Annotated in this window: 15 protein-coding genes; 7 read left to right on the plus strand and 8 right to left on the minus strand. The window is 71.8% G+C overall.

Annotated features, from left to right (window positions below):
• Positions 1-59 precede the first annotated feature (59 nt).
• Positions 60-1,058: a glycosyltransferase family 2 protein gene (locus ACFVVX_RS22945; RefSeq protein WP_387948405.1), complete on the plus strand. Its 999-nt coding sequence runs from the start codon at positions 60-62 to the stop codon at positions 1,056-1,058.
• A gap of 100 nt (positions 1,059-1,158) precedes the next feature.
• Complete coding sequence (locus ACFVVX_RS22950; RefSeq protein ID WP_387948407.1) at positions 1,159-2,094, plus strand: YihY/virulence factor BrkB family protein; 936 nt, start codon at positions 1,159-1,161, stop codon at positions 2,092-2,094.
• Between the two features lie 32 nt (positions 2,095-2,126).
• Here ACFVVX_RS22950 and ACFVVX_RS22955 read toward each other — a convergent pair whose 3' ends face one another.
• Positions 2,127-3,335: a D-alanyl-D-alanine carboxypeptidase family protein gene (locus ACFVVX_RS22955; protein ID WP_387948409.1), complete on the minus strand. Its 1,209-nt coding sequence runs from the start codon at positions 3,333-3,335 to the stop codon at positions 2,127-2,129.
• A gap of 145 nt (positions 3,336-3,480) precedes the next feature.
• Between ACFVVX_RS22955 and ACFVVX_RS22960 the strand changes: the two genes are divergently transcribed.
• On the plus strand, positions 3,481-3,738 hold the full coding sequence (locus tag ACFVVX_RS22960) for an SCO4848 family membrane protein (RefSeq protein ID WP_387948411.1): 258 nt from the start codon (positions 3,481-3,483) through the stop codon (positions 3,736-3,738).
• Between the two features lie 88 nt (positions 3,739-3,826).
• Here the strand turns inward: ACFVVX_RS22960 and ACFVVX_RS22965 are convergent, their stop codons facing one another.
• Genes ACFVVX_RS22965 through sdhC form a run of 4 tightly spaced genes read right to left on the minus strand, consistent with a single transcriptional unit; the run spans position 3,827 to position 7,277 of the window.
• Entirely contained in the window at positions 3,827-4,600 is a 774-nt protein-coding gene (locus tag ACFVVX_RS22965; protein WP_387948413.1) for a succinate dehydrogenase iron-sulfur subunit, read from the minus strand.
• On the minus strand, positions 4,600-6,342 hold the full coding sequence (gene sdhA, locus ACFVVX_RS22970) for a succinate dehydrogenase flavoprotein subunit (protein ID WP_387948415.1): 1,743 nt from the start codon (positions 6,340-6,342) through the stop codon (positions 4,600-4,602). Before sdhA ends, ACFVVX_RS22965 begins: the two co-directional genes overlap by 1 nt.
• 54 nt (positions 6,343-6,396) lie before the next feature.
• Positions 6,397-6,888, minus strand: a complete 492-nt coding sequence (gene sdhD / locus ACFVVX_RS22975; RefSeq protein ID WP_387948417.1) for a succinate dehydrogenase, hydrophobic membrane anchor protein — start codon at positions 6,886-6,888, stop codon at positions 6,397-6,399.
• An 8-nt stretch (positions 6,889-6,896) separates the two neighbouring features.
• Positions 6,897-7,277, minus strand: coding sequence for a succinate dehydrogenase, cytochrome b556 subunit (sdhC, locus tag ACFVVX_RS22980; protein WP_387948419.1), 381 nt, complete (start codon positions 7,275-7,277; stop codon positions 6,897-6,899).
• Positions 7,278-7,469: 192 nt separating this feature from the next.
• On the opposite strand from sdhC, the gene ACFVVX_RS22985 reads away from it, so the two are divergent.
• Complete coding sequence (locus tag ACFVVX_RS22985) at positions 7,470-8,309, plus strand: hypothetical protein (RefSeq protein WP_387948421.1); 840 nt, start codon at positions 7,470-7,472, stop codon at positions 8,307-8,309.
• A 6-nt stretch (positions 8,310-8,315) separates the two neighbouring features.
• On the opposite strand, the gene ACFVVX_RS22990 is transcribed toward ACFVVX_RS22985, so the two are convergent.
• The 3 genes from ACFVVX_RS22990 to ACFVVX_RS23000 form a co-directional block, all read right to left on the minus strand.
• Positions 8,316-8,801, minus strand: a complete 486-nt coding sequence (locus ACFVVX_RS22990) for a 2-oxo-4-hydroxy-4-carboxy-5-ureidoimidazoline decarboxylase (protein WP_387948423.1) — start codon at positions 8,799-8,801, stop codon at positions 8,316-8,318.
• A 294-nt stretch (positions 8,802-9,095) separates the two neighbouring features.
• Complete coding sequence (locus tag ACFVVX_RS22995; RefSeq protein WP_387948425.1) at positions 9,096-10,766, minus strand: alpha/beta hydrolase; 1,671 nt, start codon at positions 10,764-10,766, stop codon at positions 9,096-9,098.
• Between the two features lie 67 nt (positions 10,767-10,833).
• Entirely contained in the window at positions 10,834-11,589 is a 756-nt protein-coding gene (locus tag ACFVVX_RS23000) for an SDR family oxidoreductase (RefSeq protein WP_387948427.1), read from the minus strand.
• A 180-nt stretch (positions 11,590-11,769) separates the two neighbouring features.
• Here ACFVVX_RS23000 and ACFVVX_RS23005 point away from each other — a divergent pair, with 180 nt between their 5' ends.
• From ACFVVX_RS23005 to ACFVVX_RS23015, 3 genes are all read left to right on the plus strand, one after another.
• A complete protein-coding gene (locus tag ACFVVX_RS23005) occupies positions 11,770-13,359 on the plus strand; it encodes a methylmalonyl-CoA mutase (RefSeq protein WP_387948429.1) in 1,590 nt (529 codons plus the stop codon).
• A 225-nt stretch (positions 13,360-13,584) separates the two neighbouring features.
• Positions 13,585-14,838: an amidohydrolase gene (locus ACFVVX_RS23010; RefSeq protein ID WP_387948431.1), complete on the plus strand. Its 1,254-nt coding sequence runs from the start codon at positions 13,585-13,587 to the stop codon at positions 14,836-14,838.
• A gap of 358 nt (positions 14,839-15,196) precedes the next feature.
• On the plus strand, positions 15,197-16,252 hold the full coding sequence (locus ACFVVX_RS23015) for a BMP family protein (protein ID WP_387948433.1): 1,056 nt from the start codon (positions 15,197-15,199) through the stop codon (positions 16,250-16,252).
• Positions 16,253-16,296: the final 44 nt, after the last annotated feature.

A 16,296-nucleotide genomic window follows, 5' to 3' on the forward strand; every position in this document is an offset into this window, starting at 1 on the left:
GGTGCCGGGGGCCCGCACACGGAGGCAGGCCGCGGGGCGGTGACCGCTACTGTGTGCCCATGCCCCGCTTCAGTGTCATCGTCCCCGTGTACCAGGTGCAGGAGTACCTCGGCGAGTGCCTCGACTCGGTGCTCGGCCAGGGCGGACCGGACTTCGAACTGATCGCGGTGGACGACCGCTCCCCGGACGGCTGCGGCGCACTGCTGGACGAGGCGGCCGCCCGCGACCCGCGGGTGCGGGTGCTGCACCTGCCGGAGAACGTCGGCCTCGGCCGGGCCCGCAACGCCGGCCTGGCCGTCGCCACCGGCGAGTACGTGCTCTTCCTGGACAGCGACGACACCCTCACCCCCGGCCTGCTGAAGGCCGTCGACGACCGGCTCGCGGCCGGCGGGGACCCGGACGTCCTGGTCTACGACTACGCCCGCACCTACGCCGACGGCCGGATCACCCGGGCCGCCTCGGCCAGGGTCTTCGACGCCCCCTCCCCGGACGTCTTCGACCTCGACGGCCGCCCCGACCTGCTGGACCTGCTGCAGGTGGTCTGGAACAAGGCCTACCGGCGCGACTTCATCACCGCGCAGGGCCTCACCTTCCCGGCGGGCTACTACGAGGACACCCCCTGGACCTACCCGGCGCTGCTCTCCGCCGCGAGCATCACCCTGCTCGACCAGGTCGGCGTGCACTACCGCCAGCGCCAGGAGGGCGGGAACATCCTGGCCACCGCCAGCCGCAAGCACTTCGACGTGTTCGCCCAGTACGCCCTGGTCTTCGCCTTCCTGGACGCCCGCCCCGAGCTGGACCGCTGGCGCCCGGTGGTCTACGGCCGGATGCTGCACCACCTCAACACCGTGGTCTCCCGGCCCGGCCGGATCCCGCCCGGCGACCGCCGCGAGTACTTCCGCCGCGCCGCCGCGCACTGCGACCGGCTGCGCCCGGCCGGCCACCGCCCGGCCCCCGGCGTCGACGGCGTGCGCACCGAACTGCTCAGCCACGGCCGCTACTCCGCCTACCAGGCCGTCCGCGCCCTGGCCCGGGCCCGCCGCGCCCTGCGCCGCTGACCACCGAGCCCCGCGCCGCCGACCGCCGCGGGCGGGCCGACTCCCGCCCGCCACGTCGAGCCTGACGGCCATTCGGAGGACGGCCCGGTATAAGGGGACGGTGGACTTCCTCACCCGCCTCCCGGTGATCGGCCCGCTCGTGGCGCGGGTGCTGCGCAGCCGCCCCTACCGGGTCTACGAGCACTTCACCGCCGCCCGGGGCAACCGGCTGGCCGGTGCGGTCACCTTCTTCGGCTTCCTGGCGCTCTTCCCGCTGCTCACCGTGGCGCTGGCGATCGCGGCGGCCACCCTCAGCGACAGCCGGATCGACGAGCTGCAGAAGCGCATCTCCGACCAGCTGCCCGGCATCTCGGACGCGCTCAACCTGCCGTCGCTGGTGGCCAACGCGGGCGCCGTCGGGCTGGTCAGCGGTGTCCTGCTGCTGCTGTCCGGCCTCGGCTGGGTGGACACCATGCGCACCTCGATCCGGGACATCTGGCAGCTGCCCGAGGAGGACGGCAACCCGGTGCTGCGCAAGGCCTGGGACTGCGTGGTGCTGGGCGGCCTCGGCCTGATCTCGCTGTTCTCGCTGGCCGCCTCCGCGGCCGGCACCACCCTGGCCGGCCGGCTCGCCGACTGGATCGGCCTGGGCACCGGCGGACCGGGCGGCTACCTGCTGACCGGCGTCGGCCTGCTGATCGCGGTCGCCGCGGACACCGTGCTCTTCGCCTACCTGCTGGCGCCCTTCCCCCGGATCGGCGGCCAGCAGCGGCGCGACGTGCTGCAGGGCGCGCTGATCGGCGCGGTCGGCTTCGAGCTGCTGAAGGTCCTGCTCGCCTCCTACCTGGGCTCGGTCGCCGGCCGGAGCCTGTACGGCGCGTTCGGCGTACCGGTCGCGCTGCTGCTGTGGATCAACTTCGTGTCGCGGCTGCTGATGTACTGCGTGGCCTGGACGGCCCTGGCCGATCCGGCCGCCGCCCGGGAACGCGCCGTCGCCCGCGCCCGCGAGGTGCTGGCGGAGCCGGACGACACGGCCGGGGCCCGGCCCCGGGGCTAGGCCCGCCCCCGGGACCGGGCCCAGCCCGGCGCTCAGACCTCGCGGCCGCGCCTGCGCAGGACGACCAGCAGCACCGTGCCGCCCGCCGTCAGGCCGAGGGCGATCCCCAGCCAGCCGACCGGGCCGATCCCGTCGCCGCCTGCGACGGCGGGTGCGGCGACCGGGGCAGCCGTCGGCGAGGGGTGCGGCGGCGGCGCGGGCACCCCGGCGGCGCCGCCCGCCTGCCCGGTCGGCGCGGTCTCGGCCGCGGCGGGCGCCTCGTCCACCAGCTTCCCGATCGGCGTGACCTTGTCGGCGGCGGCGAACCCCCAGTCCAGCAGCGCCGCCGTCTCGTCGTACACCTTCTGGTAGGTCGTCGGGTGCATCACCGTCACCAGCAGGGTGCGGCCGTTGCGTTCGGCGGCGCCGACGAAGGTCGATCCCGCCTCGGTGGTGAAACCGTTCTTCACGCCGATCAGCCCCGGGTACTTGCCGAGCAGCCGGTCGGTGTTGGCGATCCCGAAGCTGCCGCGCTGACCGGTGTTCCTGTCCACCGCGCCGGGGAACAGGGCGTCCCGGGTGGCGCAGTACATCCGGAAGTCGGGGTTGCGCAGCCCGGCCCGGGCGAACAGGGTCAGGTCGTACGCCGAGGAGAGCTGGCCCTCCATGTCGTAGCCGTCGGGCGAGACCACCCTGGTGTCCCGGGCCTGCAGCGCGTCCGCACGGGCCTGCATCTCGGCGACGGTCTGCTGGACGCCGCCGTTCATGTGGGCGAGCACGTGCACCGCGTCGTTGCCGGAGCTGAGGAACACCCCGCGCCAGAGGTCCTCGACCTTGTAGTCCAGGTCCTCCTTGATGCCGACCAGGCTGCTGCCGGCGCCGATCCCCTGGATCTCGGCGTCGGCGACCCGGTGCACCAGGTTGCGGTCGAACTTGGGCAGCACGGTGTCCGCGAAGAGGATCTTCAGTGTGCTGGCCGGGGCGAGCCGCAGATGCGGATTGCTGGCCGCCAGCACCTCGCCCGACGCGGCGTCGGCAACTATCCAGGACCGCCCGGTGAGGTCCCCCGGCAGCGCCGGTGCGCCGGCCAGCGGGGCCACCTGGACGCCCGACAGCCCCATCCGCTCGCCGCCGATCGCGGTCGGCGGCGGGGGCGGCTCCTGCGGGGCCGCGGCGGCGGCCGGGGCTCCCAGGGCGAGCGCGGTGAGCGCGGAGATCAGCGGTGCGAGCGTACGGCGCGGGAAATGACGGCGTGTGGGCACCCGCAGACCGTACCCAGTCCGCGGCTGGGCCGTCCGCCACTCCGGATCCCTCCTTCGCAGGAGGGGTCCGCGGTGCTCCGAACGGCCCTCCGCGCATACTGGGGGAACACGCCTTCTCCACGTCTCCGCCCCGCCGAGGACCCCCATGAAGCTCAGCCGCCGCACCTCCTGGTTCCTGACCGCCTTCGGCGTCTGGTCCATGATCATCTGGATCACCTTCGTCAAGAACCTCTGGAAGGACTCCGGCGGGCAGGCCTTCACCGGCGGCGACCACTCCCAGCCGACCGCGTTCTTCTGGGTCCACCTCCTGCTCGCCGTGACCTCCTTCGTCCTCGGCGTCCTGGTCGGGACCGTCGGCGTCCGCGGCCTGCGCGCCACCCGGCGCACCCCCGCCACCGACTGAGCGGTTGCGCGTCCCGCCGCGGGCGGGAACGACGAAGGGCCCGTCCGATCTGAGGATCGGACGGGCCCTTCGGTGTCTCAGGCGGGGCTCAGAAGCGGCGGGTGACCAGCGCCCGCTTCACTTCCTGGATCGCCTTGGTGACCTCGATGCCACGGGGGCAGGCCTCCGAGCAGTTGAAGGTGGTCCGGCAGCGCCAGACACCCTCGCGGTCGTTCAGGATCTCCAGCCGCTGCTCCGCACCCTCGTCGCGCGAGTCGAAGATGAAGCGGTGCGCGTTGACGATCGCGGCCGGGCCGAAGTACTGGCCGTCGTTCCAGAAGACCGGGCAGGACGACGTGCACGCGGCGCACAGGATGCACTTGGTGGTGTCGTCGAAGCGCTCGCGGTCCTCGGCGGACTGCAGGCGCTCGCGGGTCGGGTCGTTCCCCTTGGTGATGAGGAACGGCATGACGTCCTTGTACGCCTGGAAGAACGGGTCCATGTCCACGATCAGGTCCTTGAGGACCGTGAGGCCCTTGATGGCCTCGATCGTGATCGGCTTCTCCGGGTTGACGTCCTTGATCAGGGTCTTGCACGCCAGCCGGTTGCGGCCGTTGATCCGCATCGCGTCCGAGCCGCAGATGCCGTGCGCACAGGAGCGGCGGTAGGTGAGGGTGCCGTCCTGCTCCCACTTGATCTTGTTGAGCGCGTCCAGGACGCGCTCCTTCGGGTCGAGCTCCAGCTGGTAGTCGACCCACACCGGGTCCGGGTGCTCCTCCGGGTTGAACCGGCGGATCCGGAAGGTGACGGTGATCAGCTGGACGTTGCCGGCCTCGGCCGCGTCCAGAGCGGACGAGTGCTGCTCCATCGTCGGAGTGCTCATCAGTACTTACGCTCCATCGGCTGGTAGCGGGTCGTGACGACCGGCTTGTAGTCGAGGCGGATGGAGGTGGTGCCGTCCTCGGCAACCTCCTGGTACGCCATGGTGTGCTGCATGAACTTCACGTCGTCACGGGTCGGGAAGTCCTCGCGGTAGTGACCGCCGCGCGACTCCTCGCGGGCCAGCGCGGAGACGGCCAGCACCTCGGCGAGGTCGAGCAGGTTGCCCAGCTCGACGGCCTCCAGGAGGTCCGTGTTGTACCGGAAGCCCTTGTCCTGGATGGAGACGTTCTTGTAGCGCTCACGCAGCCCGGCGATGTCCTCGACCGCCTGCTTCAGGGTCGCCCCGGTGCGGTAGACCATGGCGTTGGCGTCCATGGTCTCCTGCAGCTCCTTGCGGATCTGCGCCACGGACTCGGTGCCGGTGGACTCGCGCAGGCCGTCGACCAGCGTCTGCACCTTCTCGGCCGGGTTCTCGGGCAGCTCGGTGAAGTCCGCCGTCTGCGCGTAGTCGGCGGCGGCGATGCCGGCGCGCTTGCCGAACACGTTGATGTCCAGCAGCGAGTTGGTGCCCAGGCGGTTGGCGCCGTGCACGGACACGCAGGCGACCTCGCCGGCCGCGTACAGGCCGGGGACGACGTCGGTGTTGTTGCGCAGCACCTCACCCTCGACGTTGGTCGGGATGCCGCCCATGGCGTAGTGCGCGGTGGGCTGGATCGGGATCGGGTCCGTGTAGGGCTCGATGCCGAGGTACGTGCGCGCGAACTCGGTGATGTCCGGGAGCTTGGCGTCCAGCTGCTCCGGCGGCAGGTGGGTGAGGTCCAGGTAGACGTGGTCGCCGTCCGGACCGCAGCCGCGGCCTTCGCGGATCTCGGTGTAGATCGCGCGGGAGCAGACGTCACGGGACGCGAGGTCCTTCATGACGGGGGCGTAGCGCTCCATGAAGCGCTCGCCGTCCTTGTTGCGCAGGATGCCGCCCTCGCCGCGGGCGCCCTCGGTGAGGAGGATGCCCATGCGCCAGATGCCGGTCGGGTGGAACTGGAAGAACTCCATGTCCTCCAGCGGCAGGCCGCGGCGGTACACCAGGGCCTGGCCGTCACCGGTGAGGGTGTGGGCGTTGGAGGAGACCTTGAAGAACTTGCCGGTGCCGCCGGAGGCGAACACGACCGACTTGGCCTGGAAGACGTGGATCTCGCCGGTGGCCAGCTCGTAGGCGACGACGCCGGAGGTCTTGCCCTCGTTGATCAGCAGGTCGAGGACGTAGAACTCGTTGAAGAACTCGACGCCGTGCTTGACGCAGTTCTGGAACAGCGTCTGGAGGATCATGTGGCCGGTGCGGTCGGCCGCGTAGCAGGAGCGGCGGACCGGGGCCTCGCCGTGGTTGCGCGAGTGGCCGCCGAAGCGCCGCTGGTCGATCCGGCCCTGCTCGGTCCGGGAGAAGGGCAGGCCCATCTTCTCCAGGTCGAGGACGGCGTCGATGGCCTCCTTGCACATGATCTCGGCGGCGTCCTGGTCGACCAGGTAGTCACCGCCCTTGACCGTGTCGAAGGTGTGCCACTCCCAGTTGTCCTCCTCGACGTTGGCGAGGGCGGCGCACATGCCGCCCTGGGCCGCGCCGGTGTGGGACCGGGTGGGGTAGAGCTTGGTCAGCACGGCGGTACGGCTGCGCTGGGTCGACTCGATGGCCGCGCGCATGCCGGCGCCGCCTGCGCCGACGATGACGGTGTCGTACTGGTGAATCTGCATGGGGGTTCTAACTCGCCTCTGGCCTCTGCCGATTGCCGATTAGATGCTGTGTCGTCAGATGTTGGGGTCGAAGGTGAAGATCACCAGGGTGCCGAGCAGCACGGTGAAGACCGTGGCGGCGCCCATGAGGCCCTTCAGCCAGAGACGGGTGGAGTCCTTCTCGGCGTAGTCGTTGATGACCGTCCGCATGCCGTTGGCGCCGTGGAGCATGGCGAGCCAGAGCATCAGGAGGTCCCAGACCTGCCAGAACGGGGACGCCCAGCGGCCCGCCACGAAGGCGAAGCCGATCTTGGAGACGCCGCCGTCGAGCACCAGCATGATCAGCAGGTGGCCGAGGATCAGCACCACGAGGATGACACCCGACAGGCGCATGAAGAGCCAGGCGAGCATCTCGAAGTTGGTACGGGTGCGGCGCGGGGTCTTCTTGCTCCGCTGGCGGGCGGGCTCGATGACGAAGGCGTCCGCCGGGTTGCCGGTGCCGAGACCCTTGCCGGTGTGCGCCTGGGCGGAGGGGACCACCAGGGCGTCGGAGTATTCCGTGGACATGTCTCAGATCACTTCCCGAACCAGGAGGTCAGCGTGTGCTGCAGGATCGGGTAGAAGGCGCCGGCCATCAGGACGACCCACACCCCGACGACGGTCCAGAGCATCTGCCTCTGGTACTTCGGGCCCTTGGACCAGAAGTCCACGGCGACGACCCGCAGGCCGTTGAGGGCGTGGAACAGGATGGCGGCCACCAGGCCGTACTCCATCAGGTTCACCAGTGGCGTCTTGTACGTCTGAATGACGGTGTCGTACGCCTCGGGTGACACCCGCACCAGTGCGGTGTCCAGGACATGAGCGAACAGGAAGAAGAAGATGAGGACGCCGGTGACTCGATGAGCCACCCAGCTCCACATGCCTTCCCGGCCGCGGTACAGCGTTCCAGCCGGCACGGAAAAACCCTCCGGAAGCGGATCGGGGGCTCGGCCGGCTTCGGTGTCGGTCAGCCCGGCCGGGTACGGTCCACCGGCCGCCAGCATCCTATCGACGCGTTGTCGGGAACCGCCTCCGGGGGCCCGAGGTGTGATCAATCAGGCACGAGTGGCCTAGCCGGGCGGGAACAGCGGGCCCTTTGGTCGCTCTGGGTGACTGCCTGGCTGCGCTACGGTGGCGGCCCCTTCCGCTGCCGACACCCTGCTGAGGCCGCCGTGCCGCTCCGCCCGTCCCGCCCGTCCACCGTCCTCCTCGGCTGCGTGCTGCTGGCCGCCGTCGGCTGCACCACGGTCGACGGCTCCGCCGACCGGGCGGGGGCCGGGCGCGAGCTGTCCGCCGCCGAGCTGCGGGCCGCCGCGGTGGCGGACGGCGACCTGGGGGCGGGGTACACGGTGACGGTGATGACGCCCGGTCACGGCGAGACCGGCTCCGGCGGCGGGCGGGAGGTCTCGGACGTGGCCGCCTGTCAGCCGCTGCTGGACGCGGTGACCCCGGCCGCCGGGGCCGGCGGGGCCTCGCCCTCGCCCGGGGCCTCGACCGGTGCGGCCCACCCGACCGCGGAGACCGATCTGAGCGTGGCGCGGGCGGCCGACCCCAGGGGCGGCGTGTACGGAGGACTGCTCGCCTACCCGGCGGGCCGGGCGGCGCAGCTGCAGGGGGACCTGGAGAAGCTGTTCGGCCCGTGCGCCGCGTTCACCTCCACCGCGCCGGCGCCGCCGACCGACAAGGGGCGCAAGGGTGTGCGGACGAAGCACCGGCTGAGCCGGGACGACACGCCCACGCCCGGGGGAGCCGACGCGGTGACCGGGTTCACCCTGACGAATGAATCGGGCGCGGTGGTGCTCTCTCAGCGTGCCGTGCTGACCCGGGTCGGACCGGTGCTGGCGGTCTTCACCACCGTCGGCGTCGGCGCGGAGCAGGCCACCGCGCCGGACGAGCGGATCGTCCGGCAGCAGGTGGCGAAGCTCCGCGCCGCGCAGGCGCGCAGGTGAGCCGGGTCAGCGTGCGGCGGCCCCGGAATGGGTGGCGACCAGGTGCTCCAGACGGGTGAGGGCGATCCGGCGGAGCTCGTCCGCCGCGATCAGCCGCTCCTCGTCCGGGTCGTGGGCCAGTCGGGTGCGGATCGAGGTGAGCACGGTGTCGAGCATCTCCTCGGGGACCACGCCCTCCAGGCAGACCACGAAGACGTGGCCGAACCTGGCCTCGTACGCCGCGTGGGCCGCCCGCAGCGCGGTGTGCGCCGCCTGGCTGCCGGGTGCGCGCATGCCCAGGAGCGGCTGCGGCATCCAGCTCTCGTCGGCGAGCGCCTCGGCCAGGTCGGCCGGACGCAGGTCGTAGGACGCCTCGCTCGCGGCGGCGAGCAGGGACTCTATGTCGGGGTAGGGCCGGTGCGCGGTGAGCCGGATGGCCCATCGGTGGCTGCCGCAGCAGGCGAGGAGAGCCTCCTCGGCCGCTCCGGCGTCGGCCTCGTTGAAGCGGTGCAACCCGAGGAGGGTCGGCTCGGAGCTGGGATCGAGCCGCTGTGACGGGATGTCGCTGGCCAGCGGGTCCTCCTCGTGAGGGCGGGAAGGTGCCGGTGAGTGTGGGGTGGAGCAGCTGAAGTATGGGCTGCGGGGCGGTGTTCCGATGCCCGCCGGGCTGCGGCTCCACGGTAGTTGAGCGGTCATCAGTTGGGGAGGGCGCACGCGGAATTCATCCGATCGAGCTATCAAGTTGTGACGTTGACACCTCGCTGTCAGCACCCTCCCCATCTTCATCCGCTACGACGCGGTGTCCCGTCAGGAACAGCGGGTCCCGGCGGCGGGCAGCGTGCCCTCGGTGAGGTAGGCCTCCAGGGCGGAGTCGATGCAGTGGTTGCCCTTGCCGAACGCGCCGTGGCCCTCGCCGACCCGGGTCAGCAGGGTGGCGTTGGCGAAGCCCTTGGCCAGGGCCTCGGCGGCGGCGTACGGGGTGGCCGGGTCGCCGGTGGAGCCGACCACCAGGATCGGGTCGCTGCCCTCGGCGCGGATGGTGTGCGCCTTCTCCGGGGTCTTGAACGGCCAGTGCGCGCAGGAGCCCTCGCTGTAGTCGTCCGCGCCGGCGCCCTTGGACAGCAGCGGGGCCTCGGCGAGCAGCTTGGCCACGGCCTGCTGGGCGCGCTCGGGCGAGGGCGCGGGGACCGCGCCGTCGGCGCAGCGGATCGCGTCCATCGCCTCCTGGGAGGGGTTGTAGTGGCCGCTCTCGTCCCGGCCGTTGTAGTCGTCGGCGAAGGCGAGCAGCAGGTCGCCCTTGTCGCGCGCCATCGCCCAGCCGAGCGAGGCGCGCAGGTACTGCCAGGAGGTCTTCTCGTCGCCGTAGAGCATGCTGATCGTGCCGGTCCAGCCCTGGTCGCTGCCGAGCCGGCGGCCGTCCTTGCCCTTCAGCGGGTGGTCGCGCAGGCCGTCCAGGAAGTCGGCGGCCTTCTTGGCGGCCTTGGCCGGGTCCTTGCCGAGCGGGCACTCGTCGGCGTGGTTCTCGACGCAGTCGGCGGCGAAGCGGTTCAGCGACTTCTCGAAGCCGATCTCCTGCTGGATGCCGTGGTCCAGGCCGTCCTCGGCCGGGTCGACGGCGCCGTCCAGGACGAGCCGGCCGGCGTTCTTCGGGAACTCCTCGGCGTAGAGCGCGCCGAGGTAGGTGCCGTAGGAGACACCGAGGTAGTTGAGCTTGCGGTCGCCGACGGCCGCGCGCAGCACGTCCAGGTCGCGGGCGGTGTTGCGGGTCCCGACGAAGGGCAGCAGCCGGCCGGACCTGGCCTGGCAGGCGGCGGCGTGCTCGGTGGCCTTCCTGGCGTGCTCGCTCTTGCGGACGGCCGGGTCGAGCGGGGCGTCCGTCTCCTCCTCGGCGTCCCGCTGCTTGTCGTCGTAGCAGACGACGGGGGAGCTGGCGCCGGTGCCGCGGGGGTCGAAGCCGATCACGTCGAAGCGGTTGTGCAGACCGCCGGTGAAGCGGTCCGCGCCGTACTTGACCATCTCGATCCCGGACTCGCCCGGGCCGCCGGGGTTGACCATCAGCGAGCCGGTCCGCTGCTCGGGCTTGGCGGCGGGGAGCTTGATCAGCGCGATGTCGAGGGCGTCGGCGGCCGGGTTCGCGTAGTCGAGCGGGACGTGCAGCGTGCCGCAGAGCATCGCGGAGATGTCGATCTTGGCCTTGGCGGCCTGCGGGTCCGCCGGGCAGGCGGCCCAGGCGATCTGCTGGCCGTAGAAGGACTTCAGGGCCGGGTCGTCGGCGCCCTTGGGCCTGGACGTGGGCGCCGCGGCGGCCGGCGGGGTGGTCGCGGCGGCCGGGGCGGTGGTCGCGGCGACGGCCGCGGGGGTGGCCGCGGCCCGGTCCTGGGCGGGTTCGGCGTCGTCGCAGGCGGAGCAGAGGAGCAGGGTGCCGGCCGCGAGTGCGGTCAGCAGGACCCGCGGGCGGGCGGCCCGAAGAGAGTTCATCGCACGTATGTACCACTGGTGGGTGACACGTCCGATCGGCGCCCCCGGGCCGCCCGGCCGCCGGGGGTCAGGCCCGGTGGACCTTGTGGTTCGCGGCCTGCGCCCGCGGGCGCACCACCAGCAGGTCGATGTTGACGTGCGAGGGCCGGGTGACCGCCCACGCGACGGTGTCCGCGACGTCGTCCGAGGTCAGCGGCTCGGCCACGCCCGCGTACACGGCCGCCGCCTTGTCCTCGTCGCCCCGGAAGCGGGTGACGGCGAAGCCCTCGGACTTCACCATGCCCGGCGCGATCTCGATCACCCGGATCGGCTCACCGCACAGCTCCAGCCGCAGCGTCGCCGCGATGGTGTGCGCGGCGTGCTTCGCCGCCACGTAGCCGCCGCCGCCCTCGTACGCGGTGATCGCCGCGGTGGAGGACAGCACCAGCACCGTGCCGTCACCGCTCGCCCGCAGCGCGGGCAGCAGCGCCTGCGTCACGTGCAGCACGCCGAGCACGTTCACCTCGTACATCGCCAGCCAGTCGGCCGGGTCGCCGGCCTCCACCGACTCGGCGCCGATCGCCCCGCCGGCGTTGTTGACCAGCACGTCCACCCGGCCGACCCCGGCCGCGAAGGCGTTCACCGCGGCCCGGTCGGTGACGTCCAGGGTGACCGCCCGGGCCGAACCGCCGCCGGCGCCGATCTCCTTGGCCAGCTCCTCGATCCGCTCGGTCCGCCGGGCGGTCAGCACCACGTCGAAGCCCTCGGCCGCCAGCCGCCGGGCCGTCGCCGCGCCGATTCCGCTGCTGGCACCGGTGACCACGGCCACCTTCTGCTCGGTCATTTGCCACTCCCTGGGGAAACACGTCGGTTTTGGAAGCACTTCAGTCGCTCACCCGATCATCTCAATGGCGACGGCCCCGGTGGGCGGGAGCGGGTGCCGTTTCGCCACCGGCTCCGGCCCGCCGCAGGGTCTACATTGCGAAGTCCAGTGCACCTGCCCGCCGATCCCGTGGAGAGACCCATGGCAGCCGAGCCGCGCCGCACCGAGTCGGGCTTCCCGATCGAGCCCCTGTACGGCCCCGAGACGCTGGACGGGTGGGACCCCGCGCAGCGGCTCGGCAGCCCGGGGGAGTACCCGTACACCCGGGGCGTGTACCCCTCGATGTACACCGGCCGGCCGTGGACGATGCGCCAGTACGCCGGGTTCGGCACCGCCGCCGAGTCCAACGCGCGCTACAAGCAGCTGATCGCCAACGGCACCACCGGCCTCTCGGTGGCCTTCGACCTGCCCACCCAGATGGGCTACGACTCGGACGCCGCGGTCGCGGCCGGCGAGGTCGGCAAGGTCGGCGTGGCGATCGACAGCGTCGAGGACATGGGAGTCCTGTTCGACGGCATCCCGCTGGGCGAGGTCTCCACCTCGATGACCATCAACGCGCCCGGCGGCCTGCTCCTGCTGCTCTACCAGCTGGTCGGCGAGGCCCAGGGCGTGCCGTCCGCGCGGCTCACCGGCACCATCCAGAACGACGTGCTGAAGGAGTACATCGCCCGCGGCACCTACATCTTCCCGCCCAAGCCCTCGCTGCGGCTGATCGCGGACGTCTTCCAGTACTGCCGGGCCGAGATCCCCCGCTGGAACACCATCTCGATCTCCGGTTACCACATGGCCGAGGCCGGGGCGAACCCCGCGCAGGAGATCGCCTTCACCCTGGCCAACGGCATCGAGTACGTGCGTACCGCGGTCGCCGCCGGGATGGACGTGGACGACTTCGCGCCCCGGCTCTCCTTCTTCTTCGTCTCCCGCACCACCCTGCTGGAGGAGGTCGCCAAGTTCCGTGCCGCGCGCCGGATCTGGGCCCGGGTGATGCGCGAGGAGTTCGGCGCGCGGAACCCGAAGTCGCAGATGCTCCGCTTCCACACCCAGACCGCGGGCGTGCAGCTCACCGCCCAGCAGCCCGAGGTCAACCTGGTCCGGGTCTCCGTCCAGGCGCTCGCGGCCGTCCTCGGCGGCACCCAGTCGCTGCACACCAACAGCTTCGACGAGGCCATCGCGCTGCCCACCGAGAAGTCCGCCCGGCTGGCGCTGCGCACCCAGCAGGTGCTGGCCTACGAAACGGACGTCACCGCCACCGTCGACCCGTTCGCGGGCTCCTACGTGGTGGAGGCGATGACCGACGAGGTGGAGGCCGCCGCCCTCGCGCTGCTGGCCAGGATCGAGGACCTGGGCGGCGCGGTGGCCGCGATCGAGGCGGGCTACCAGAAGTCCGAGATCGAGCGCACCGCCTACCGCGTCCAGCAGGAGACCGACTCCGGCGCCCGGACGGTGGTCGGGGTCAACCGCTTCCAGCTGGACGTCGAGGAGCCCTACCAGCCGCTGCGGGTGGATCCGGCGATCGAGGCCCGGCAGACCGGGCGGCTGGCCCGGCTGCGCGCCGAGCGGGACTCCTCGGAGGTGGACCGCGCCCTGGGCGCGCTGCGGACGGCCGCCGAGGGGAGCGACAACGTGCTGTACCCGATGAAGGAGGCGCTGGCCGCCCGGGCCACGGTCGGCGAGGTCTGCGACGCGCTGCGCGCCGTGTGGGGGACGTACACGCCCGTCGAACGGTTCTGATCGGGAGTCAACGCCGGTGTGGAAGGCTGTGGTTGGCCGCACCCCCGGCCGGCCGGGAGCGCCCCGTGACCCTTGCCGCGGGTGATCGTTGCACAGGGCAGGCACCCCTCGGAAGGCGGCTGAAACGAGATGTCATACCCACCTGCTCGGCCGGTATGCGCCCATCCGGGGATTTCTTTTGGGGAAGTCGGGCCAAATCCCCCCAACAGGCCTACCCTTGTTGAGATGAACCGTTCTCAGCCCACCGAGTCGGCCGTCACCCTCACCGCTGCCCGCCCCGCCGCAGACCTGCGCGCCCGGGTCGGCGGATTCGAGTCCGAGCTGATCGCCTTCCGCCGTGATCTGCACCGGCACCCGGAGCTGGGCCGCCAGGAGTTCCGCACCACCGGACTGCTGCGCGACCGCCTGGTGGCAGCCGGTCTCACCCTGCGGGTCCTGCCGGGCGGGACGGGGCTGATCGTCGACATCGTCCCGGCGGGGGCGCCGCGCGGCGCCGAGTTCCTGGCCTTCCGCGCGGACATCGACGCGCTGCCGATCGACGACGCCAAGACCGAGGCGCCGTACCGCTCGACCGTCCCCGGCCGGGCCCACGCCTGCGGCCACGACGTGCACACCTCCGTCGTGCTCGGCACCGCCCTGGTGCTGGCCGAGGCCGCCCGCACTGGCGAGCTGCGCCGCCCGGTCCGGCTGTTCTTCCAGCCCGCCGAGGAGGTCATGCCGGGCGGGGCGCTGGACGTCATCGCCGCCGGCGGGATGGAGGGCGTCGGCCGGATCTTCGCGGTGCACTGCGACCCCAAGGTGGAGGCCGGGCGGATCGCGCTGCGCACCGGGGCGATCACCTCGGCCTGCGACCGCCTGGTGCTGCACCTGGACGGCCCCGGCGGCCACACCGCCCGTCCGCACCTGACCACCGACCTGGTGACCGCGATCGCCCGGATGGCGGCCGACCTGCCCGCCGCGCTGGCCCGCCGGATGGACCCGCGCTGGGGCGTCAGCCTGGTCTGGGGCCGGATCGCCTCCGGCTCCGCGCCGAACGTCATCCCGCAGCACGCCGAGCTGGAGGGCACGGTCCGCTGCCTGGACCTGGCCGGCTGGCGCGAGGCCCCGGACCTGCTGCACGAGCTGATCGCCAAGCTGGCCGAGACCTACCGGGCGAAGTGGACGCTCGACTACCACCGCGGGGTGCCGCCGGTGGTCAACGAGGCGGTCTCGGTGGGCCTGCTGGAGGCCGCCATGACGCTCCGGTTCGGGCAGGACGGCCACACCGTGGTCGAGGACACCGAGCAGAGCCTCGGCGGCGAGGACTTCTCCTGGTACCTGGAGCACGCCCCGGGGGCACTGGCCAGGCTGGGCGTCCGGGCCCCGGGCGACACCGCCGTGCGGGACCTGCACCAGGGCCGCTTCGACGTGGACGAGCGGGCGATCGCCATCGGTGTGGAGCTCTTCGCGGCGCTGGCCCTGGAGCCGGGCGAGCTGTGAGCGCGGCGGTCCCGGGCGCCGCCCGGGACCGCGACAGGGCGCCGTCCGGGGCTCGGCGGGGCTCGCTGGAGGGTGTCCGGGGCGGCAACGGGGGGTGTCCGGGGCCGTACGGGGAGGCGTCTGCCCTGGTGGGCGGCCGGTTTGGGGCAGTCCAGGGTTTTTATCCGACTTCCGTAGACTGGGTTGCGCCAGCATCGACCCACCGTTCGCGGCGGTGTCGGAGCGCGGGGAGTGCCGTGAGACCACGGTTTGATAACAACCCGAATGCTCCGGCGGCCCGTAATACAACCGTGTTCTACGCGCGTTACGGTGGCGTCCGACCACGCTAAACGGGTGCGTGTGAGAAGGAGATACTCCCTTGCGCCGTTCTACTAAGCTCGCTGCGGTTGTGCTCTCGGGTTCCCTGGGCATTGCCTCGCTCGCCGCTTGCGGCGCAAAGAGCACTGACAACAGCTCCGCGGGCGGTTCGTCCGACTCCTCCGTCAAGGTCGGTATGGCCTACGACATCGGCGGCCGTGGCGACCAGTCGTTCAACGACTCCGCCGCCCGCGGCCTCGACAAGGCCAAGGCCGAGCTCGGCGTCGCCGTCACCGAGGCCGACGCCAAGACCGGCGAGGCGGAGGCCGACAAGGAGACCCGCCTCAAGAACCTGATCGACGGTGGCTACAAGACCATCGTCGCGGTCGGCTTCGTGTACCAGCCGGCGGTCAACAAGATCGCCAAGGAGCACCCGGACGTCAAGTTCGCGATCATCGACTCGCACGACGACGCCCAGCCCTCCAACGTCACCTCGCTGGTCTTCGCCGAGCAGGAGGGCTCGTACCTCGCCGGCGTCGCCGCCGCCAACAAGTCGAAGGCCAAGCACGTCGGCTTCATCGGCGGTGTGCAGACCGAGCTGATCAAGAAGTTCGAGGCCGGCTACAAGGCGGGTGTGAAGTCCGTCGACCCGAACATCGTCGTCGAGACCACCTACCTCACCACGCCCCCGGACTTCTCCGGCTTCAACTCGCCCGACAAGGGCAAGGAGGCCGCGCAGGGCCAGCTCGACAAGGGCGCGGACGTCATCTACACCGCGGCCGGCTCCTCCGGCAACGGCGCCATCGAGGCCGTCTCCAACAAGGCGGGCGCCCTGGCGATCGGTGTCGACTCCGACCAGGCCAGCCAGCCGGCCCTGGCGAAGTACAAGAACAGCATCCTCACGTCGATGGTGAAGAACGTCGACAACGCCGTGTTCTCGTACATCGAGTCGGTCAAGAAGGGCACCCCCTTCACCGGCGTCAAGAACTTCGACCTGAAGGCCGAGGGTGTCTCGCTGGCCACCACCGGCGGCAAGATCGACGACATCCAGGACAAGCTGAAGGCCGCCTCCACGGCGATCACCTCCGGCGCCACGACGGTTCCGACCGCCCCGTAAGGCGAGTTCCGGACGTCGCTGCCGCTGCCACCTGCCCGGCAGCG

Origin of the sequence: Kitasatospora sp. NPDC058170 (genome assembly GCF_042883905.1) — a bacterium.
Taxonomy (GTDB): Bacteria; Actinomycetota; Actinomycetes; order Streptomycetales; family Streptomycetaceae; genus Kitasatospora.

Bases quoted from the DNA above. Each gene is read 5' to 3' on its own strand.
- ACFVVX_RS22945 (WP_387948405.1), top strand. From the start codon at position 60: ATGCCCCGCTTCAGTGTCATCGTCCCCGTGTACCAGGTGCAGGAGTAC.
- ACFVVX_RS22960 (WP_387948411.1), top strand. From the start codon at position 3,481: ATGAAGCTCAGCCGCCGCACCTCCTGGTTCCTGACCGCCTTCGGCGTC.
- ACFVVX_RS22965 (WP_387948413.1), bottom strand. From the start codon at position 4,600: ATGAGCACTCCGACGATGGAGCAGCACTCGTCCGCTCTGGACGCGGCC.
- sdhA (WP_387948415.1), bottom strand. From the start codon at position 6,342: ATGCAGATTCACCAGTACGACACCGTCATCGTCGGCGCAGGCGGCGCC.
- sdhD (WP_387948417.1), bottom strand. From the start codon at position 6,888: ATGTCCACGGAATACTCCGACGCCCTGGTGGTCCCCTCCGCCCAGGCG.
- ACFVVX_RS22995 (WP_387948425.1), bottom strand. From the start codon at position 10,766: ATGAACTCTCTTCGGGCCGCCCGCCCGCGGGTCCTGCTGACCGCACTC.
- ACFVVX_RS23000 (WP_387948427.1), bottom strand. From the start codon at position 11,589: ATGACCGAGCAGAAGGTGGCCGTGGTCACCGGTGCCAGCAGCGGAATC.
- ACFVVX_RS23005 (WP_387948429.1), top strand. From the start codon at position 11,770: ATGGCAGCCGAGCCGCGCCGCACCGAGTCGGGCTTCCCGATCGAGCCC.
- ACFVVX_RS23010 (WP_387948431.1), top strand. From the start codon at position 13,585: ATGAACCGTTCTCAGCCCACCGAGTCGGCCGTCACCCTCACCGCTGCC.